Here is a 15864-nt window from a genome sequence, read left to right as displayed (position 1 = left end):
CCCCGTTAGACACCCGCTTGACGTGACCGGTTGGTCACAGATCGGCCACGGCTGCGGCTCACTCCCTCCCGGGGTCCAGCGGGCGGCGGCCCGCGAAGCCGAGCTCCGTACGGTGGTACCAGGCCAGCTCCGGCTCGCCCTCGATCCAGCACAGCCGCACCGACACCCCGTCGATCACGGCGGGAAAGTCGACCAGCACCGGCGCGATGCCCTTGACCTCGATCCCCCGCTCGTTCCACCCGCTGAGGATCTCCTCGATGCGGGCCTGCAGCCCCTTGATCTCGGGCAGGCCGCCGAGCGGGGAACTCCCCGTGGCCCGCCGGTCGAAATCGATCTCGGCCAGGTCGGCGCGGGCGGCGATCACCTCGCGGGCGTCACGCATGACGCCGGGAAGCAGCTCGCGGGCCTCGTCAAGGGTGAAGATCCGGTCCATGCCACAGACGTTACGGCGTGTACGCCTCGATGAGCAGCCGTTCGGCGTGGTCGAGATAGTCGTCGAGGTACGCGGCGGCCTTCTCGGGCCGCCCCGACTCGAGGAGCCCGAGCAGGGTCCGGTTGCGGTCGACGAACGGCTCGTGGAAGGCCCGCGGGTTCTCCATCACGTGGAAGACCAGCCGCAGCTCGGCGAGGAGCTGGCGCATGGCCTCGTCGATCCTGGGGCTCTCGTTCAGCGAGACGAGCGCCTGGTGGAAGCGGATGTTGGCGGTGCCGACGCCCTGCCAGTCGTCCTGCTCGGCGGCACGCTCCGCGTCGAGCACGGCCTCCTTGATCACGGCCAGCGCCTCGGGGGCCGGGCCGCGCCGTACGGCCGCCCCTTCGAGCACGCGGCGCACGCGGTAGAGGTCGGCGACGTCCTCGGCCGACGGGAGCCGGACGAACACGCCCCTGTTGAGCTTGTGGTCGAGCAGCCGCTCGTGACCGAGCAGCCGGAACGCCTCGCGCAGCGTGTTGCGCGACACGCCGAGCCCTTCCGAGATCGACTCCTCCGACAGCCGCTGCCCAGGACGGAAGAAGCCCTCGCTGATGCGGTCGCGCAGGATGTCGGCCACCCGTTCCGCGGTGCTGCTGCGGCCCAGCCTGGGGCGGTCCTGAGCGAGATCGGCAACCACGTTATCCACATTTGACAGCGAATCATGGAGCAAACCTCTTGTCGAATTGTTCAACGATTCTTATGTTGAAGAGGACCCCCTAGACGAACAAGGAGCGATCGAATGACAGGCTCCGCGCAACAGACCCGGCGGGTGATCCTCGCCAGCCTGATCGGAACGTCGCTGGAGTGGTACGACTTCTTCCTCTACACCACGGCGGCGACCCTGGTCTTCCCCAAGCTGTTCTTCCCCGCGCTCGACCCGTTCAACGCGACGCTGGCGTCGCTGACCACCAACGCCGTGGCGTTCGTCGCCCGGCCGCTCGGTGGCGTCGTGTTCGGCCACTTCGGCGACCGGGCGGGGCGCAAGACCGTGCTGGTGGTGACGCTCCTGGTGATGGGCGTCTCGACGTTCCTCATCGGCGTGCTGCCCGGCTACGCGAGCGCGGGCGTGCTCGCGCCGATCCTGCTGGCGGCGCTCCGGTTCGTGCAGGGCCTGGGGCTCGGTGGCGAGTGGGGCGGCGCGGTGATCATGTCGCTGGAGCACGGCGACGGGCGGCGGCGCGGCTTCAACGCGAGCTGGCCGCAGGTCGGCGTGCCCGCCGGATACGTGCTGGCCACCGGGCTGCTGACGCTCCTGTCGTTCACGCTGTCCGACGCGGCGTTCCTGTCGTGGGGCTGGCGGGTGCCGTTCCTGCTGTCGGGCGTGCTGGTGTTCGTGGGACTGTGGGTGCGGCTGCGGGTGACCGAGTCGCCGCTGTTCGCCCAGGTCAAGGAGCAGGGCGCCAAGGCGGAGATGCCGCTGCTGGAGGTGCTGCGTACGCACCCGCGGGCTCTGCTGTCCGCTTTCACCGCGCGGATCGGGGTGGACGTGGCCTTCTACACGTTCACCGCGTACATCATCGTCTACCTCACCACGGTGCTGAAGCTGCCGCGTTCGTACGCGCTCAACGCGGTGCTGATCGGGTCGGCGCTGCAGCTCGTGCTGATCCCGCTGGCCGGCGCGCTGTCGGACCGGTTCGGGCGGCGGCCGGTGTACTTCGCGGGCGTGGTGGGCGCGGCGGTGTGGGCGTTCGCGTTCTTCCCGCTGCTCGACACCAGATCGTTCCCGCTGATCGCGCTGGCCGCCGTGGTCGCGCTGGTCACCCACGCCGCCATGTACGGGCCGCAGGCGGCCTTCATCGCCGAGCTGTTCAGCACGCGGCTGCGCTACAGCGGCGCCTCCATGGGCTATCAGGTGGCGGGCATCGTCGGCGGCGCCCTGGCCCCGATCATCGCCCTCAGCCTGTTCGACACGTACCAGACCACGGTCGCGGTGTCGATCTACGTGGTGGTCGCCCTGGCGGTCACGGCCCTGGGCCTGGCCATCGCCCCGGAGACCCGCGACCTCGACCTGGCCGCGCAGCCCGACCCCGGCCCCAAGGCCAAAGCCTCCCTGCCCGGCCAGGTGGGACCCTTCGCCTGAGCTCAGCCGGAAAACGCCGCGAGAAGCCGCGGGCGGCGGCTGCCAACGCCGCCCGCGCGGAAGGGGTACTGATGAGAATCGCCCTGATCGTCGTCGCCGCGCTCATCGCCGTCCCCCTGCTCATCGGGGGCCTGGGGGGCTTGGAGAGCACGGGCGGCGGCGAGGTGGCCGTCATCCGCGACGGCGGCCCGCTCGACGACAACCAGGTACGCCAGGTGATCAGCCCCGGCTCCGGCCTGACCTGGACCGGCATGTGGTCGTCCACCCACCTCTACCCGGCGCAGCAGCGCTTCTACACGATCACCGCCGACCCCAAGCGGGCCACGACGCTCGGCGTGGACGTGGTGACGGTGCCCAGCAGCGACGGGGTGAACCTCGGCATCGAGGGCACCCTCTACTTCACGCTCAACCTGGACCATCAGACGCTGAAGACGTTCGACGACAAGTACGGCACCCGCACCTTCCGCGCCCAGGACAATCGCTCGCTCTACGCGTGGGACGGCGACGAGGGCTGGTCGGCGTTCTTCGGCCAGGCGGTCCGCCCCGTGATCGACAACGCGTTGCGCGGCCAGATCGGAGCCATGCGCTGCGCCGAGCTCGTGCCGTCCTGCTCGCTGCTGGAGAGCTCCACGCTCAAGCCGCAGGACAGCAACGCCAACATCGTCAAGGTCCAGAACGCGGTCGACGCCTCGCTGACCCGCGACCTGCCGGCCACGCTCGGCGGCGACTTCCTCACCGGCCTGCGCTTCACGCTGGCCAAGGTGACGCTGCCGGGCGAGGTGCAGCAGGCCGTGGACCGCTCGCTGGCCGCCTCGGCGGCCGTCTCCGAGGCGCAGGCGAAGGTCGCCCAGGCCAAGGCGGAGGCGGCCGCGAACCGGGCAAGGCAGGACGGTTACGACAAGTGCCCGGCGTGCGCGGAGATCGAAAAGCTTAAATCGCTGCCGCAGGGCATCACGGTGTACGCCCCCGGGAATCCCCAGTCGGTCGTGGTTCCGTCGCGGTAGTCAAGGTGTGGTTGACTCTTTTTGCGCGCGGCGTCTGGGTTGTGACGGAATCGCCACCTATTCACAGAGCAACCTCCACCTAATACGCATAAACTGCGCGGCTGTGAGCCTGCCTGTACGTGAACGTTCCCCCCGGCCGGGCGGCGGTCGCCACCGCCGTCCCGTGCCCACGTCCCTGCCGCCGGACGCCCCCATGCTCGTGCTCGCCACCCCCGGCGCGGCGGCCGGCGTGGCCGAAGAGATCGCGGCCGTGGTACGCCTCGACCACCCGCAGATCGAGGTGCGGCTGACGAGCGTCACCGACCTGGCGGACTCCCTGCCCTCCGGCCGCGAAGCGGTCATCGTGCCGCTGCTCACCTGGGACGATCCGGTCGTCCTGGCTGAGATCGGCAAGGCGGTCGCGGCCAGCGGCAGCGGCGCCGTCGTCACCGAGGCGCTCGGCCCGCACCCGCTGCTGGCCGAGGCCCTGCACATCAGGCTCGCCGAGCGCGGCCTGGCCAGGGCCGACCGCGTACGGCTGCTGAACGTCTCCAGCCCCGTGGACGGCGTCATCATGGCCACGGTGGGCGGGGAGCGCGCGGTGCACGCGGTGCAGGCCACAGCGGTGCTCCTGGCCTCCAGGCTCACGCTGCCGGTCGTCTCGGCCTCGCTCGACAGCGAGCCGGGCATCGCGATGGCGGCCCAGCGGCTGCGCGCGGCGGGCGCCGAGCGCCTGGCCATCGCGCCCTGCATGATCGGCCACGAGGCCCCCACGGGGATCGTCGAGCAGGCCGCCGCCTCGATCAATGCCGGGCACGCGGAGCCGCTCGGCGCGCACAGCGCCGTCGCCGAGCTTGTGGCGCGGGCTTACGGGAGTCAACTCGCCACTTGACGTGGGCTTGTAGAGATCACGGGAATCGCGTTACCGTCTGCAAATGCGGCGGGTGGTGTACAACGGCGAACGGCTCGGCCTCCGTGACGTCGCGGAGGCCGACGTGACCGCGCTGCACGCGGTCTACGGCGACACCACGGCCACGCAGCACATGCCGTTCGCGCCCCGCAGCCTGGCCGAGGTGGCGGAGCTCGTCGCCCAGGCCCAGGAGGCGGCCGCGACCGAACCACGCCGCCTGTACGTGCTGGCCGTGATCGACACGGCCCGCCGCGACGTGATCGGGGTGGCCCGCCTGCACATCGAGGCCGACCACCCGCACAGCGCCGAGATCGGCTTCGGCCTCCACCCCGACCAGTGGGGACGCGGGGTCGGCACGGACCTCGTGCGCTTGTTACTGTCGTTCGGCTTCAAGCAGCTCGGGCTGCACCGCGTCTGGGGCGCCCGCTCCCCAGCGAACTTACCCGCCCAGCTCGCCATGCTGACCGCCGGGATGGTCGAGGAAGGCCGCATCCGGCACCACGTGCACACGCCGAACGGGTGGCGCGACTCGATCGTGCACTCAGCGTTACAGGACGAGTGGACCGAACGCTAGACAGCCACGGAGAGTGGCGTGACCCGGGATTGTCGGTCGCGGGTCCTACGATGAGCCTCCTCACGGAGGGATAGTCCAATGCTCGACGCGCTGATCGTGCCCCTGTTCGTCACCACGGATCTGCCGCCCGAGTCGGAGCTGGCCGAGTTCGGGGAGTTGCTCGCCGAGACGGCGCGCGTGCTCCGCCACGAGGGCGACGACTACGAGGCGTTCCTCGCGGGCAAGGTGTTCTGGCTGGACGGTCCCGTGCTGCCCGAGCAGCGCCCGGCGGCCGAGGCGGAGCTGCGCTTCGCGGGCATGCTGGGCTATCTCGCCGCCTCCGGTCCCGGCCACACCTCGCGTGACGTGGTCGGCGCCGTACGCCGGGCGATCGGCGAGGCCGTCACCGGCCGCTACGGCGACGTGGGGGTGGTCCCGGCCGTGTTCGCGATCCGCGACCAGGACGTCCGCGAGCGCACCCCCGATTCCGCCCTCTACTTCGACACCCGCGACGCCACCCCCGATCTGGTGAGCGCGACCAGGAGCTACCTCTAGCCAGGCGGGCGCGCCTCGTGCGATCGTGAACGGCGATCAGACCCACGGGCCGCGCCGCGCGACACGGTTGCGGCTGACCACGAGGAGGTCCTCGCATGGCCGTGCTCGGCGCGATCTGCTTCGGGCTGGTGATCGGCTGGATCACGTACGGGACGCTGCGCCGCAGGCAGGGCGCGGCGGGCCTGTCCGATCTCGCGGCGGTGCTGGCTGCGGTGGGAGGTGGGGCGGTGACCGCGCTGGTGGGCGCCCCCGAGGTCTTCGGAGCGTACGCGGTGGGCCTGGCCATCGGCTTCTTCGGCTACCTGGTCGCGACCACGCTCATGCCGGACTCGAAATGGCTGGGCGACTGAGCCGGTCCTACGCGACCAGCAGGCAGTCGAGCACCACAGCGGCGATACGCCCCGGCCGTTCGAGGTCGGCGCGATGCCGCTCGGCGGTGATCGCCGCGAGGACGACGGCCTGCACGTCCTCGGCGTCCACGTCCGCCCGGACGGTGCCGGCCTCCTGGGCCCGCGCGAGCAACTCGGCGAAGGCCCGGCGCAGGTCCAGCGCGAACCGCTGGGTGAGCTCCGACAGATCGACCTCCGCCCTGGCGAGCGCGTCGGCGAGGTCCTGCTTGGCGCGGGCCTCACCGATCAGGCCGAGCAGGAACGGGAAGAACGCCGACCCGCCCTGATCCGCCTGGACGGCCTGGCGGGCCTGCTCGGCGAGCCCGCCCAGGCGGTCGGCGAGCACCGCCTCGACCAGCGCCTCCGCCGGCTGTCCATCGTCCCCCTCGCGTTCTGCTGCGTCCCACCGTAGAGGCTGCTCGCCCGCTCGTCAGGAGGGCAGGCCCACCAGGACGTACGGGGCCCACAGGTCGGGCTCGGCGGGGCCGTAGAGGTCGCGCAGCTCCAGTACGGCCTCCCGCAGCGCCCGTGCCGGGCCCAGGCCGGAGCGGAGCCTGGTGTGGACGTCGCGCATCAGGGCCCTGGTGACCTCGTCGGAGACCGGCCAGAGCGGGAGGAGCACGGACCTGGCGCCCGCGTGGAGGAACGCGTGGGCCAGGGCGGCCACGTCGTCGCCGCCGCCCGGCGCGGGGTCGCGTTCGTGGGAGCCGAGGAAGACGAGCCGGGCGTCCACGGCCATGCTCATGAGCCGCCTGCCGGTCAGGAGGCCGTCGGCGAGCCCGACGCCCGAGCCGAACGGGTCGTCCGGGTCGAACACGCCCGGGCACGACAGCTGCACCACGTCCCAGATGCCGGGGAGCCGGGTCGCGGTGACGGCCGGACCGGTGTGGGGCGGGACGTCCAGCAGGGCGCCGGCGTCCCGCGCCGCCGCCTCGAGCGCGCCGCGGGCCTCGGGTCCGGGATCCGGGGTGTACCCGAGCACCAGTGACCGGGTGCCCGTCGCGGGGCCCCGCCGGGTGAGGCGGGTCAGGGCGGCGACGGAGGGGGCGTAGGTCACGAGGGCGCGTTCGAGGAGCGAGCGGCCGTCCGGGGCCAGCGCGTGGAGCGGGACCCGGTGCAGCTCGGCATGCGGGACCAGGTAGAGGTGGTCCAGGTCGTCGCCGAGCGCGTCGAGGACGTCTGACAGGAGGAGCTCGGCCAGGCGTCGCCAGACGGCCGCGCGGTGGCGGCGCGCCTCGATGTCCAGCAGCCCGGGACGGCGGCCGACGGTGGTGGCGGTGAAGTCGGCCAGCAGGTCGTGGCCGACGGTGGTGGGGAAGGCGCGCGGCTCGGACCAGCCGGTGCGGTGGGCGAGCACCGTTACGCCCTCCTCACCGACGTGGAAGCCGACCACGGCGATCCCGCTGCCTGGGCTGCCTTCTGGGCTGCTTTCTGGGGTGACGAGGGCGTCGAGGTGGAGCTGGTCGAGCGGCGGGTCCCGGTGCAGGGCGACGTAGTCGGGGGCGAGGGGTTCCATCCGCCGCCACAGCGCCTCCACCTCGGCCTCGGCGGTGCGGGCGCGTCCGAGCAGCGTCGCGGCTTCCGACGGGTCTCGGGTGTTCCCAGCGGCCGACCTGAGCGTCCGCGTGGTGTCGAGTCCGCGCCGCTCCGCCTCCACGAGCTCGGCGGGCACGCCGTCGGGCACGGGCCAGCGCCGATGGCTGAGGTCGGCGGCGGTCGGCCGGTCCTCGACCGTCCAGGGCCAGGACTCCTCACCCTGACGCGCCGGCTCGGACCAACGGCCATCGCCACCCCCCACGGGCTCGGACCAGCGGCCGGCCCCGGGCCCCGCCATCCCGGACCAGCGGTCACCACCCTGCCCCGCCTGCCCTGGCCGGCGGCGGTGGCCGAGGTGGGTGGTCAGGGTGTGGGACTTGGCGTGCTCCAGGTGCCGCCAGGCGGCCATCCCGCGGCCCAGGCGGACCGCGAGCCGGATCGCGCGGTCGCGGCCGGAGGCGTGGCCCAGGTCGCAGGCCCGTTCGGCGTCGGCGAGCGCGCTCGGCAGGTCCCCCAGATGCTCGGCGGCGACAGAGCGGTTGTGCAGGGCGATCCCCAGCTCCAGCTCGTGTCCGAGCTCCTCCAGCAGCCCGATCGCCTCCGACAGGTGCCGGTGGGCGCGGGCGTACGAGGTGGTGGCCACGTACAGCGCGCCGAGCCGGCCGAGGGCGAGCGCCTCCCCTGGCCGATATCCGATCTCCTGGGCCAGGGCCGCGGCCTCCGCCAGGTCGACCTCGGCGCGGGAGGAGTCCTCGAGGCGGGCGAGCAGGATGAGCGCCAGGACCACGCCACGGGTCCGGCCGCGGGCGTGTTCGATGTCCAGGGCCCTCTCGGCGAAGAGCCTGGCCTGGTCCGTCGAGTCCCGCAGCGCGCACACCAGGCTCAGGTCGGCGTAGCTGTCGGCTAGGTCCGTACGGGAACCCGCTTCCTCCACGATCGCGATGGACTGCCGGTAGAGGGCCTCGGCCTCGGCCAGCTCGCCCAGCTTGAGGTGGAGCGCGCCCCGTCCGGCCAGCAACGGGGCCCGCAGCGCGCGCCAGACCGGCGAGGACAGCAGCTCCAGCCCCTCGTCGAAGGCGCGTGCAGCCTCCGCCCAGCGGGCCTGGTCGGCGCGGACGCGACCGAGCAGGTCGAGCGTCTGGACGAGGTCCGCGGGGAGCGCGGCGTCCGAGTCGCGGGCCAGGGCGACGGCCTCGGTGAGGTGGCCGGCGGCCTCGTCCAGGCGACCCAGGTCCCGGGCCGCCGCGCCGAGGTTGCGCAGGTGGTCGATCACGAGGGCGTCGCGCAGCTCGTAGCCTCGGGCGGCGTACGCGCGGGCGGCCTCCAGGTCCCCCAGCGCCCGGCAGAAGGAGGAGAGCTTGACCAGCAGGAACGAGTGATAGTCGGAGGCGAGGGGGCGGCCGTTGACGGGGTTCGCGGCGAGCGTCTGCTCGGCGAGGGCTCGGGCGGTCTCCAGGTCGCCGGCGGCCTCCGCCTCCTCGATGCGGAGCCAGGTCTCCAGCCGTTCGGCCCGGTCGCCGTCCGCCGCTCTGATCGCCTGGTTCAGGGTCGCGTGGCCGCGGGTCGCCTCGCCGAGCGTGAGCTGGATGCGGGCCAGGCGCGACAGCAGCTCCGCGTCCAGGCCCCCGCCCATGACCGCGATGAGCTCAAACGCTCCGCCGGACTGCGCGGAGCCGCCCCGCTCCCCCGAGCCGCCGGACGACGCCGGGCCGAGCGGCGAAGGCCGGTCGAGGGGCGCAGGCCAGTCGACGGATGCGGGCCGATCGGGGGACGCGAGCTGGCCGAAGGGCGCGGGTCGGTCGGAAGGCGTGGGTGGTGGGGTGAGGGTGGCGAGGCCGGCTTCGAGGGCGGCTCGGGCGCGGCGGAACTCGCCGCGTTCCTCCAGCGCGAAGCCGAGCTTGATCGAGGTGAGCGCCGCCAGCCGGGGCTGGTCGCCGGCGTGGAATCCGGCCACCGCCAGCTCCAGCGCCTCCACCTGCGCGTCCAGGTCCCCGGTACGGGCAGCCAGCGCGGCCAGCCGGTCGCGGACGACCGCCTCCTTGAGCGGGTCCCCGGCCGACAGCCCCAGGGCCGAGTTCAGCCGTTCCGCCGCCTCGTCCCACGAGCCGAGCCGCAGGTCCAGCGCCACCCGTCCCAGCACGGCGACGAGGACGGCCCCCGCGTCCCCCTCGGTGGCGGCCAGCTCCAGCGCCCGCTCCAGATCGGCCGGCGCGTCGTCGTAGCGGTCGAGGGCGGTCAGGCAGGAGGCGCGCATGGTCAGCGCGGACGCCTCCTTGACCGGGGCACGCAGCCTGGCGAACGCCTCCGCCGCCGCCCCGAACTCCTCCAGCGCCCGCCCTGGATCCCCTTCCGCGTACGAGAGCGCGCCCAGGTTGTAGCGCGCCGAGGCGGCCCCGTCATAGTGGCCGAGCGACTCGTACTCGCGCTCGGCCAGCCCGAAGGCCGTCCGGGCACCGTCGGAGTCACCACAGCCCCGGCGGCGGCCCGCGATGCGGTACCACTCGTCGGCGGGCTCGCGCCGCTCGCCCCTGCGCCGCACGATCTCCACCAGCCGGGTCTCGCAGGCGGCGGCCTGCCCGGGGTGGCCGCGCTCCACCAGCAGGACGGCATGCGCGTCGAGCGCCCGGCACGCGTCCTCCCACGCCCCGGCGGCCTCCAGCTCGATGGCGCAGGCGGCCATGCGTTCCGCGGCCGCGGTGAGGTCGTCCTGGTCGACGGCCGCCCGGGCGGCGTGGACGAGCGCCATGGCGGCCGGCACGGTCTCGCCCAGCTCCCGATAGAGCTCACGGGCCTGGACCGCGCAGGCCACGGCACCGTCCGGGTCGCCGGCGGCCAGGAACGCCTCGGCCGCGTGCCCCTGCTGGGCCGCCTCCTCCGCCGCCAGCCCGGCGCTCTCGCACAGGGCGATGGCGCGGTGGTGGTGTTCGAGGGCGCGGACGGGGTCGCCGGCTCTGAGCAGCACGACGCCCATGCTGCCGAGCTGGAGCGCCTCGGCCCGGACCTCGCCCAGCGAGCCGTAGCCGGCCGCCGACCGCGCGAACGACTCCAGCGCCGAACCCAGCTCGCCCAGCTCCTGGTACGCGCGCCCCTGCTCGGCCAGCGCGTACGCCGTCCGTGCCCCTTCCTCGAAGCCGGAGCCGAACGCCTCCGCCGAACGCCCCAGCACGGCGCAGGCCACCCGCAGCCGCCCGAGCGAGGCCAGCCGCAGCCCGGACTCCAGCAGGAACTCGCCGGGCGATTCGGCCTGCCGCTCGGCGTAACGCAGCAGCTCGACCGTGACCTCGTCGTTCCGCGTGGCCAGCGCCAGCTCGGTCGCGACCCCCGCGAGCCGCTCGTCCGGCACCGGCGTCCCGTCGAGGGCCGCGCCGAGCTGCGACAGCAGCTCCGGGTCCCCTTCCCTGGCGAGTTCGAGCACCTCCCCCAGGTCCCCCGGGTCGCCCTGCGCCGAGAAGCGCGCCAGCAGCGCCCCGCACAGCACCCGCTGCGCGGGCGCCGGGTCCTGGGCGGACTTCACGGCCACCTCCAGGCCCTGGCGCGCGGACGACACCGCCTCGTTCAGGTCCTCCACCCGTCCCGAGTGCGCGGCCCGCCAGCGCAGCACCTCCGAGACGAGCCCGTACGCCTCCGCCCGCGGCGACAGCCGCTCACCGGCCGCCAGCGCCTCGCGTAACGCGGCGATCGCCTCGTCGGCGTGCCCGGCGTCGAGGTCGAGCTTGAGCGTCTGGCCCAGCAGCATCAGGACCCTGGGCCTGGCCGGGTCCCGCTCCCCGTGGGCCGCGAGCGCGGCACGCGCGGCCGCGATCGGCTCGGCGGCGTCCCCGCCGGTCACGACGGCCCGCCTGAGCAGCGCGTTCGCCAGGTTGGCGAGCAGCCTGGCGCGGTCGGAGTGCCCGCGCGGAGCCTGGCCGGCCGCCTCGCGCATGACCTCGATGGCGGTCTCCAGGTCGTCGGAGTCGCCGGTGACGCCGTACCGGTTCCAGCGGCGGTCTCCCAGCAGCCCGAGCCGCACGACGGGGTCGGCGCCGAGCCCGCGCGCCGTCTCGCCGGGCGTGATGTGCAGGGCCTCCAGCATCTCCGTCCCGGCCTCGAGCGAGCGCTCGTCCCCCGTGACGACGAACCACTCGACCAGCCCGGCCGCGTACGGCGCCAGCACGCCGGGATGGGCCCACTTCTCGTGCCAGAAGTCCAGCGCGCACTGCCCGACCCGGATGAAGGCCAGCAGGTCGCGGTCGGCGTACGACCCGGTCGAGCGCGCCCAGGTGAGCTCCACCAGTGCCAGCAGCGCCTGCGACCGGTCCTGGCCGGCCGGCGGCGCCTGCGCGGCCGTCACGTACGCCCCGGCCAGCTCCTCGTCGCCGAACGCCGCCAGCCCGAGCGCCGTGCCCAGCTCGTCCACGTACGCCGGCTCGGCCAGCGCCGCCCGGAACAGCACGTGCACGGCGTCGTCGACGACCTCCAGCTCCCCCGTGGCCCCGAACAGCCGCACCAGCCCGTCACCCAGCAGCGCCAGCGCGCCGGGCGCCCACGCGGGGTCGGGCGAGCCCGTCGACTGCCGCAACAGCAGCTCGCCGAGCCGGTCGGCCACCTCCGTCGTCGGCTGTGCCATGGCGCGCCGCACGAGGGCGTGGATCAGCAGCCCCACGTGCGGGTACGCCGCCGGGTCCACGTGCTGGAACACCTCTTCGACGAGCCCCGCCCACGTGTCGGCCGAGTCGCCGGGGGGCACGTTCGAGCCGCGCAGCCGCTCCGGGAGCCGCGCCGGATCGACCACGGCCACGGCGGCGAAGTACGTGCCCGCCACCGCCGCGTCCTGCGTGAACCGCCGGTCCAGCCGGTAGCGGGCCAGGTGGAGCATGCCGATCAGGCGCCAGGTGACGGCGTCGGTCCGGTCGCCGGCGCACGCCCGCATCGCCTGCTCGGCCTCGACCAGCGCCGCGGGATCCCAGATCAGGCCGGGATCCGCGGCCTGCTCGAACCGCTCGATGCGGGCGGCCAGCGCCCGAGCCGGTTCGGTCATGGGCACAGGCTCTCACCGGCTTGCGCGCCCGTACAGAACCGTGCCTCAGACCTCCACATCGCCCCGTACGGTATCGCTCTTTACGGTGTCAGCTCGATGAAGGACACGCCCGGCATGGGCAGATCGAACTCGAGGGTGACCGTGCTCCCGGCGGCCGTGGCCGGCGGGGCCACCTCGTCCAGGGTGTTGGCGGCGTGGAGCTTGTCCCACTGCTCGTCCGCCGGCCAGTCGCCGCCGCCCATCGCCTGCCAGGCCGCCTGCACGTTGGAGTGGTCGCGGTCGATGCGGTGGTGGGTGACCGTGTACTCCCCGCCGGCGAGCCCGTCGACGGTCAGGGACACCGTACGGGTGAGCTCGGGGGCGCCGTCGGCCTGGGCGTGGTTGAGGGTGCCGTTCCAGACCAGCACGCCGATCCTGCCGTCCTCGTGCCGGGCCGCCCACGCCTCGACGCCGGCCACGTCGCCGTCGAGCGTGGCGGCCAGCTCCGCGTCACCCAGCCGGGAGGCCAGGGTGAGCGCGTGGAAGCGGGGCTTGCGCAGGTTGCCGACCGTCAGCAGGCCGAACCCGCCGTGGAACAGCCGCGGCGGCCGGCCCAGCTCCTCGAAGTGGTCGGAGGCCACCCAGTGCGACAGCGCGGCGATCCGGCCGGCGGCCGACTTCATGCCGTGCAGCAGGAACGCCGCCCCGAACGGCCCGTCGCCGATGCCGTGGAAGTGGGTGGGCGTGGGCCCCCATTCGGTCCACCAGACGGGGACGTCCACGCCGTACCTGGCCAGGACGGGACGCCAGTCGAGCGGCGCGTTGCCGTAGGTGTGGCTGGAGACGAAGTCGAGCGCCGCGCCCGACTCCTCGACGTGCGCGAGCAGCTCCTCCACCCAGCCGTCGGCCGCCGAGGCGGGCCCGCCGACGCGCAGGTCCGGGTGGACGTTCTTCACGGCCGCGGCGGTGACGTCGTAGAGCAGGAAGTACTCCTCGGGCGTGCCGGTCCAGAAGACGGCCAGGTTCGGCTCGTTCCAGACCTCGAAGGCCCAGTGGTCGATCAGCTCGTGGATCCCGTACCGCTCGGCCAGGTGCTCCACGAGCGCCCTGACCAGGTCGCTCCACGCCTCGAAGTCCTTCGGCGGCGAGACGACGGCGCCGTAGCCGAAGACGGTCCTGGAGGGGTCGGCGGCCAGGTCGCGCGGCATGTAGCTGAGCTCCACGATCGGCCGCAGGCCCAGGGCCACGACCTTGTCGTAGACCTCGTCCACGCGGCTGAAGTCGTAGACCGCCTCACCGTCGACCTCGCGGTAGACGCCCAGGTCGTCGCAGAGGATGGCGTGCGCCCTGACCGTCTGGACGCCGAGCTCGTCGCGCATGACGCGCAGCGCCTCGGCCAGCTCCTCGCCGATGGGCCGGCCGCCGCTCTCGTCGGTGCTCAGCAGGTGCGACAGGTGCTCCGACCCCACCATGTACGCCCACGGGCGCGGCAGCTCGCGGGTCACCCGCGCCGCGTCCACGTGGACCGACAGCCCGGCCGGCCCTTCGAGCGGGGCGGCCTGGACGGGCTCGGACAGCGGGCCGGCGTGGTCCACGGCGGCGACGGCGGCCACCTGGTAGGACGCCGCTCCGTGGCCGGTGTCCACGTACCGGCAGGACGGGACGGCGGGCACGTCCACGTCCGGCGGCGTGGCCGGCGCCCCGTCCCGGTGCACCACGTAGCCGATGGCCCCGGGCACGGCGTCCCAGGTCAGCGTCACGTGGCCCGCTCCCGGGACCGCCGACAGGCCCGTCGGGGCCGGCAACTCGGGCCGGGAGGCCGGGGTGATCGCACCGGACTCCTGGCCGATGCGCTCCTGCCAGTCGCGGTGGGCAGCCTTGTTCATGAAGTGACGTTCCATTCCTCGATTTCCATTACCGGGCGCAGCTTGGCCTCCACGCCCGAGCCCGCGAAGTAGCGGTGCAGGTCGCCGCCGGTGAGCACGTTGCCCAGGGCGGCCATCACCATGCCCTGGTCGAGTGCCAGGTACCACTTGGACACGGCCCCCGAGCGGACCGCGACGGCGTCGTAGAAGCCGCCGGGGCCGTAGGCGTCGAAGTTCCGGCGGAGCTTGTCCAGGTTGTCGATGGCCGCGTCCTTCGCGTACGGCAGCGCCAGGAAGCTGGCGTGCGGCGTCACGACGCCGTCGCCGTAGGCCGTGGGCTCCGGCTTGGCCGGGCGGCAGCCCTCGTAGCCGGGGTCGGTGCTGGTGCGCTCGCGGTCTGTGGTGTAGCCGGGCTCGTCCATGCCGAGCGGGTCCACGCCGTACTCGCGGTAGCCGCCGTGCGGGTCGTTGGACGGCGAGAAGCCCCAGTAGCCGTACTTGGCCTCGTTCATGCCGTGCTCGATCTGGGCGCGCACGAACACCGGGTGGTTGCGGCCCCAGCTCTTGGGCGCCCACTTCGCCTCGGGGACCACGAGGTCCGGCATGAGGGCCTCGAACATGGAGCCGCCCCAGTTGGGGACGTAGCGCATGCCTCGGTAGGCGTACGTGCCCTCCCAGACGTTCACGCCCAGGTACTTCTTCCACGAGCCGACCGGCTTCTGGTCCTGCCAGCCGAAGTCGCAGCCGTTGTCGGGGAAGGTGCGGTACGGGCCGAAGTAGCTCTCGCGCGGGAGCTGGCCGAGCGCGATGCCCACGTACTGGCCGATGCGGGTCTCGGCGGGCGCGCCGTAGTGGTGGCAGGTCGAGTAGACGGTCGTGCCGGTGCCGGCGTAGTCGCTCGCGACGTGGCAGCCGTCGGGCGGCTCGGGCCAGAAGCCCCCGCGGATCAGGCCGGTGCCCGCGTCGGGGCGGGCGGCGGGGTCGTAGTAGGAGGCGAAGTTCATGGAGGTCAGCAGACGGTTGGCGCGGGCGGAGTATTGCGGGGTCGCGTTGCGGACCATCATGAGGGCCGCGGCCAGCCAGCCGTTGTCCACGCTGGAGGCGAACAGGCGCACCGGATCGCCGGTCTCCGGCCAGGTGTGGATCAACTGGAGGGTGCCGGGATCGTACCAGTTGTAGAACTGGCCGGTGGGCGTGTTCCGCTCAAGTCCCTCCAGCGCCTTGATCACCCGGCCGATCCTGGCGACGGCGTCCCCGCCGCTGATCAGGCGCAGGTCGCGGGCGGCGAGAGTGCTCCACAGGTACGTGCCGATGTTGGTGGGCGAGGTGACCTTCGCCCTGGTCGCGAGGTCGCCGGTCACCTTGTCGGCGGGCAGGCCGGTGGCCGGCTCCACCATGGCGGCCATCGACCGCCAGGTGTCCTTGGCATAGCGCAGCAGGGTGTTGTTCTCTGAGGCGTCGGCAGGGGCGGCCGGAACCGTCAGGGCCAGCACGAGCACGCCGGACAGGACTGTCTTGCGCATGG

At 73.4% G+C, this 15864-nt stretch carries 12 protein-coding genes; 6 read left to right on the top strand and 6 right to left on the bottom strand.

The features are described 5' to 3' along the window. Positions 1-58: 58 nt before the first annotated feature. Together ABZX61_RS25390 and ABZX61_RS25385 are read right to left on the bottom strand one after the other, a co-directional pair. Positions 59-433: a DUF2203 domain-containing protein gene (locus ABZX61_RS25390; protein WP_350727021.1), complete on the bottom strand. Its 375-nt coding sequence runs from the start codon at positions 431-433 to the stop codon at positions 59-61. 10 nt (positions 434-443) lie between these two features. Further along, on the bottom strand, positions 444-1109 hold the full coding sequence (locus ABZX61_RS25385) for a GntR family transcriptional regulator (RefSeq protein ID WP_355198203.1): 666 nt from the start codon (positions 1107-1109) through the stop codon (positions 444-446). Positions 1110-1211: 102 nt separating this feature from the next. On the opposite strand from ABZX61_RS25385, the gene ABZX61_RS25380 reads away from it, so the two are divergent. The 6 genes from ABZX61_RS25380 (at position 1212) to ABZX61_RS25355 (ending at position 5903) form a co-directional block, all read left to right on the top strand. After that, entirely contained in the window at positions 1212-2552 is a 1341-nt protein-coding gene (locus ABZX61_RS25380) for an MFS transporter (RefSeq protein WP_355198201.1), read from the top strand. A 71-nt stretch (positions 2553-2623) separates the two neighbouring features. Further along, positions 2624-3556, top strand: a complete 933-nt coding sequence (locus ABZX61_RS25375; RefSeq protein ID WP_355198199.1) for an SPFH domain-containing protein — start codon at positions 2624-2626, stop codon at positions 3554-3556. Positions 3557-3719: 163 nt separating this feature from the next. After that, on the top strand, positions 3720-4427 hold the full coding sequence (locus tag ABZX61_RS25370) for a hypothetical protein (protein ID WP_355198197.1): 708 nt from the start codon (positions 3720-3722) through the stop codon (positions 4425-4427). A 43-nt stretch (positions 4428-4470) separates the two neighbouring features. Beyond that, positions 4471-5019, top strand: a complete 549-nt coding sequence (locus ABZX61_RS25365; RefSeq protein WP_355198195.1) for a GNAT family protein — start codon at positions 4471-4473, stop codon at positions 5017-5019. A 78-nt stretch (positions 5020-5097) separates the two neighbouring features. Beyond that, complete coding sequence (locus ABZX61_RS25360; RefSeq protein ID WP_350727015.1) at positions 5098-5553, top strand: hypothetical protein; 456 nt, start codon at positions 5098-5100, stop codon at positions 5551-5553. Between the two features lie 95 nt (positions 5554-5648). Further along, complete coding sequence (locus tag ABZX61_RS25355; protein ID WP_355198193.1) at positions 5649-5903, top strand: hypothetical protein; 255 nt, start codon at positions 5649-5651, stop codon at positions 5901-5903. 7 nt (positions 5904-5910) lie between these two features. Here ABZX61_RS25355 and ABZX61_RS25350 read toward each other — a convergent pair whose 3' ends face one another. The 4 genes from ABZX61_RS25350 to ABZX61_RS25335 all read right to left on the bottom strand — a co-directional run bounded on the left by ABZX61_RS25350 (position 5911) and on the right by ABZX61_RS25335 (position 15862). Beyond that, the gene (locus ABZX61_RS25350; RefSeq protein ID WP_355198191.1) at positions 5911-6288 is read right to left on the bottom strand and encodes a hypothetical protein; all 378 of its coding nucleotides are present in this window, start codon (positions 6286-6288) and stop codon (positions 5911-5913) included. An 84-nt stretch (positions 6289-6372) separates the two neighbouring features. Next, the gene (locus tag ABZX61_RS25345; RefSeq protein WP_355198189.1) at positions 6373-12495 is read right to left on the bottom strand and encodes a CHAT domain-containing tetratricopeptide repeat protein; all 6123 of its coding nucleotides are present in this window, start codon (positions 12493-12495) and stop codon (positions 6373-6375) included. 80 nt (positions 12496-12575) lie between these two features. Beyond that, complete coding sequence (locus tag ABZX61_RS25340; protein ID WP_355198187.1) at positions 12576-14360, bottom strand: hypothetical protein; 1785 nt, start codon at positions 14358-14360, stop codon at positions 12576-12578. Beyond that, complete coding sequence (locus ABZX61_RS25335) at positions 14357-15862, bottom strand: glucoamylase family protein (protein ID WP_355198185.1); 1506 nt, start codon at positions 15860-15862, stop codon at positions 14357-14359. Before ABZX61_RS25335 ends, ABZX61_RS25340 begins: the two co-directional genes overlap by 4 nt. Between the last annotated feature and the right edge of the window lie 2 nt (positions 15863-15864).

It is taken from the genome of Nonomuraea sp. NPDC003709, from assembly GCF_040610775.1.
Taxonomy (GTDB): domain Bacteria; phylum Actinomycetota; class Actinomycetes; order Streptosporangiales; family Streptosporangiaceae; genus Nonomuraea; species Nonomuraea angiospora_A.
This window is presented reverse-complemented; position numbering and strand designations above follow the sequence as displayed.

Bases quoted from the DNA above. Each gene is read 5' to 3' on its own strand.
- ABZX61_RS25335 (WP_355198185.1), bottom strand. From the start codon at position 15,862: ATGCGCAAGACAGTCCTGTCCGGCGTGCTCGTGCTGGCCCTGACGGTT.
- ABZX61_RS25355 (WP_355198193.1), top strand. From the start codon at position 5,649: ATGGCCGTGCTCGGCGCGATCTGCTTCGGGCTGGTGATCGGCTGGATC.
- ABZX61_RS25345 (WP_355198189.1), bottom strand. From the start codon at position 12,495: ATGACCGAACCGGCTCGGGCGCTGGCCGCCCGCATCGAGCGGTTCGAG.
- ABZX61_RS25340 (WP_355198187.1), bottom strand. From the start codon at position 14,360: ATGAACAAGGCTGCCCACCGCGACTGGCAGGAGCGCATCGGCCAGGAG.
- ABZX61_RS25380 (WP_355198201.1), top strand. From the start codon at position 1,212: ATGACAGGCTCCGCGCAACAGACCCGGCGGGTGATCCTCGCCAGCCTG.
- ABZX61_RS25375 (WP_355198199.1), top strand. From the start codon at position 2,624: ATGAGAATCGCCCTGATCGTCGTCGCCGCGCTCATCGCCGTCCCCCTG.
- ABZX61_RS25390 (WP_350727021.1), bottom strand. From the start codon at position 433: ATGGACCGGATCTTCACCCTTGACGAGGCCCGCGAGCTGCTTCCCGGC.
- ABZX61_RS25360 (WP_350727015.1), top strand. From the start codon at position 5,098: ATGCTCGACGCGCTGATCGTGCCCCTGTTCGTCACCACGGATCTGCCG.
- ABZX61_RS25365 (WP_355198195.1), top strand. From the start codon at position 4,471: ATGCGGCGGGTGGTGTACAACGGCGAACGGCTCGGCCTCCGTGACGTC.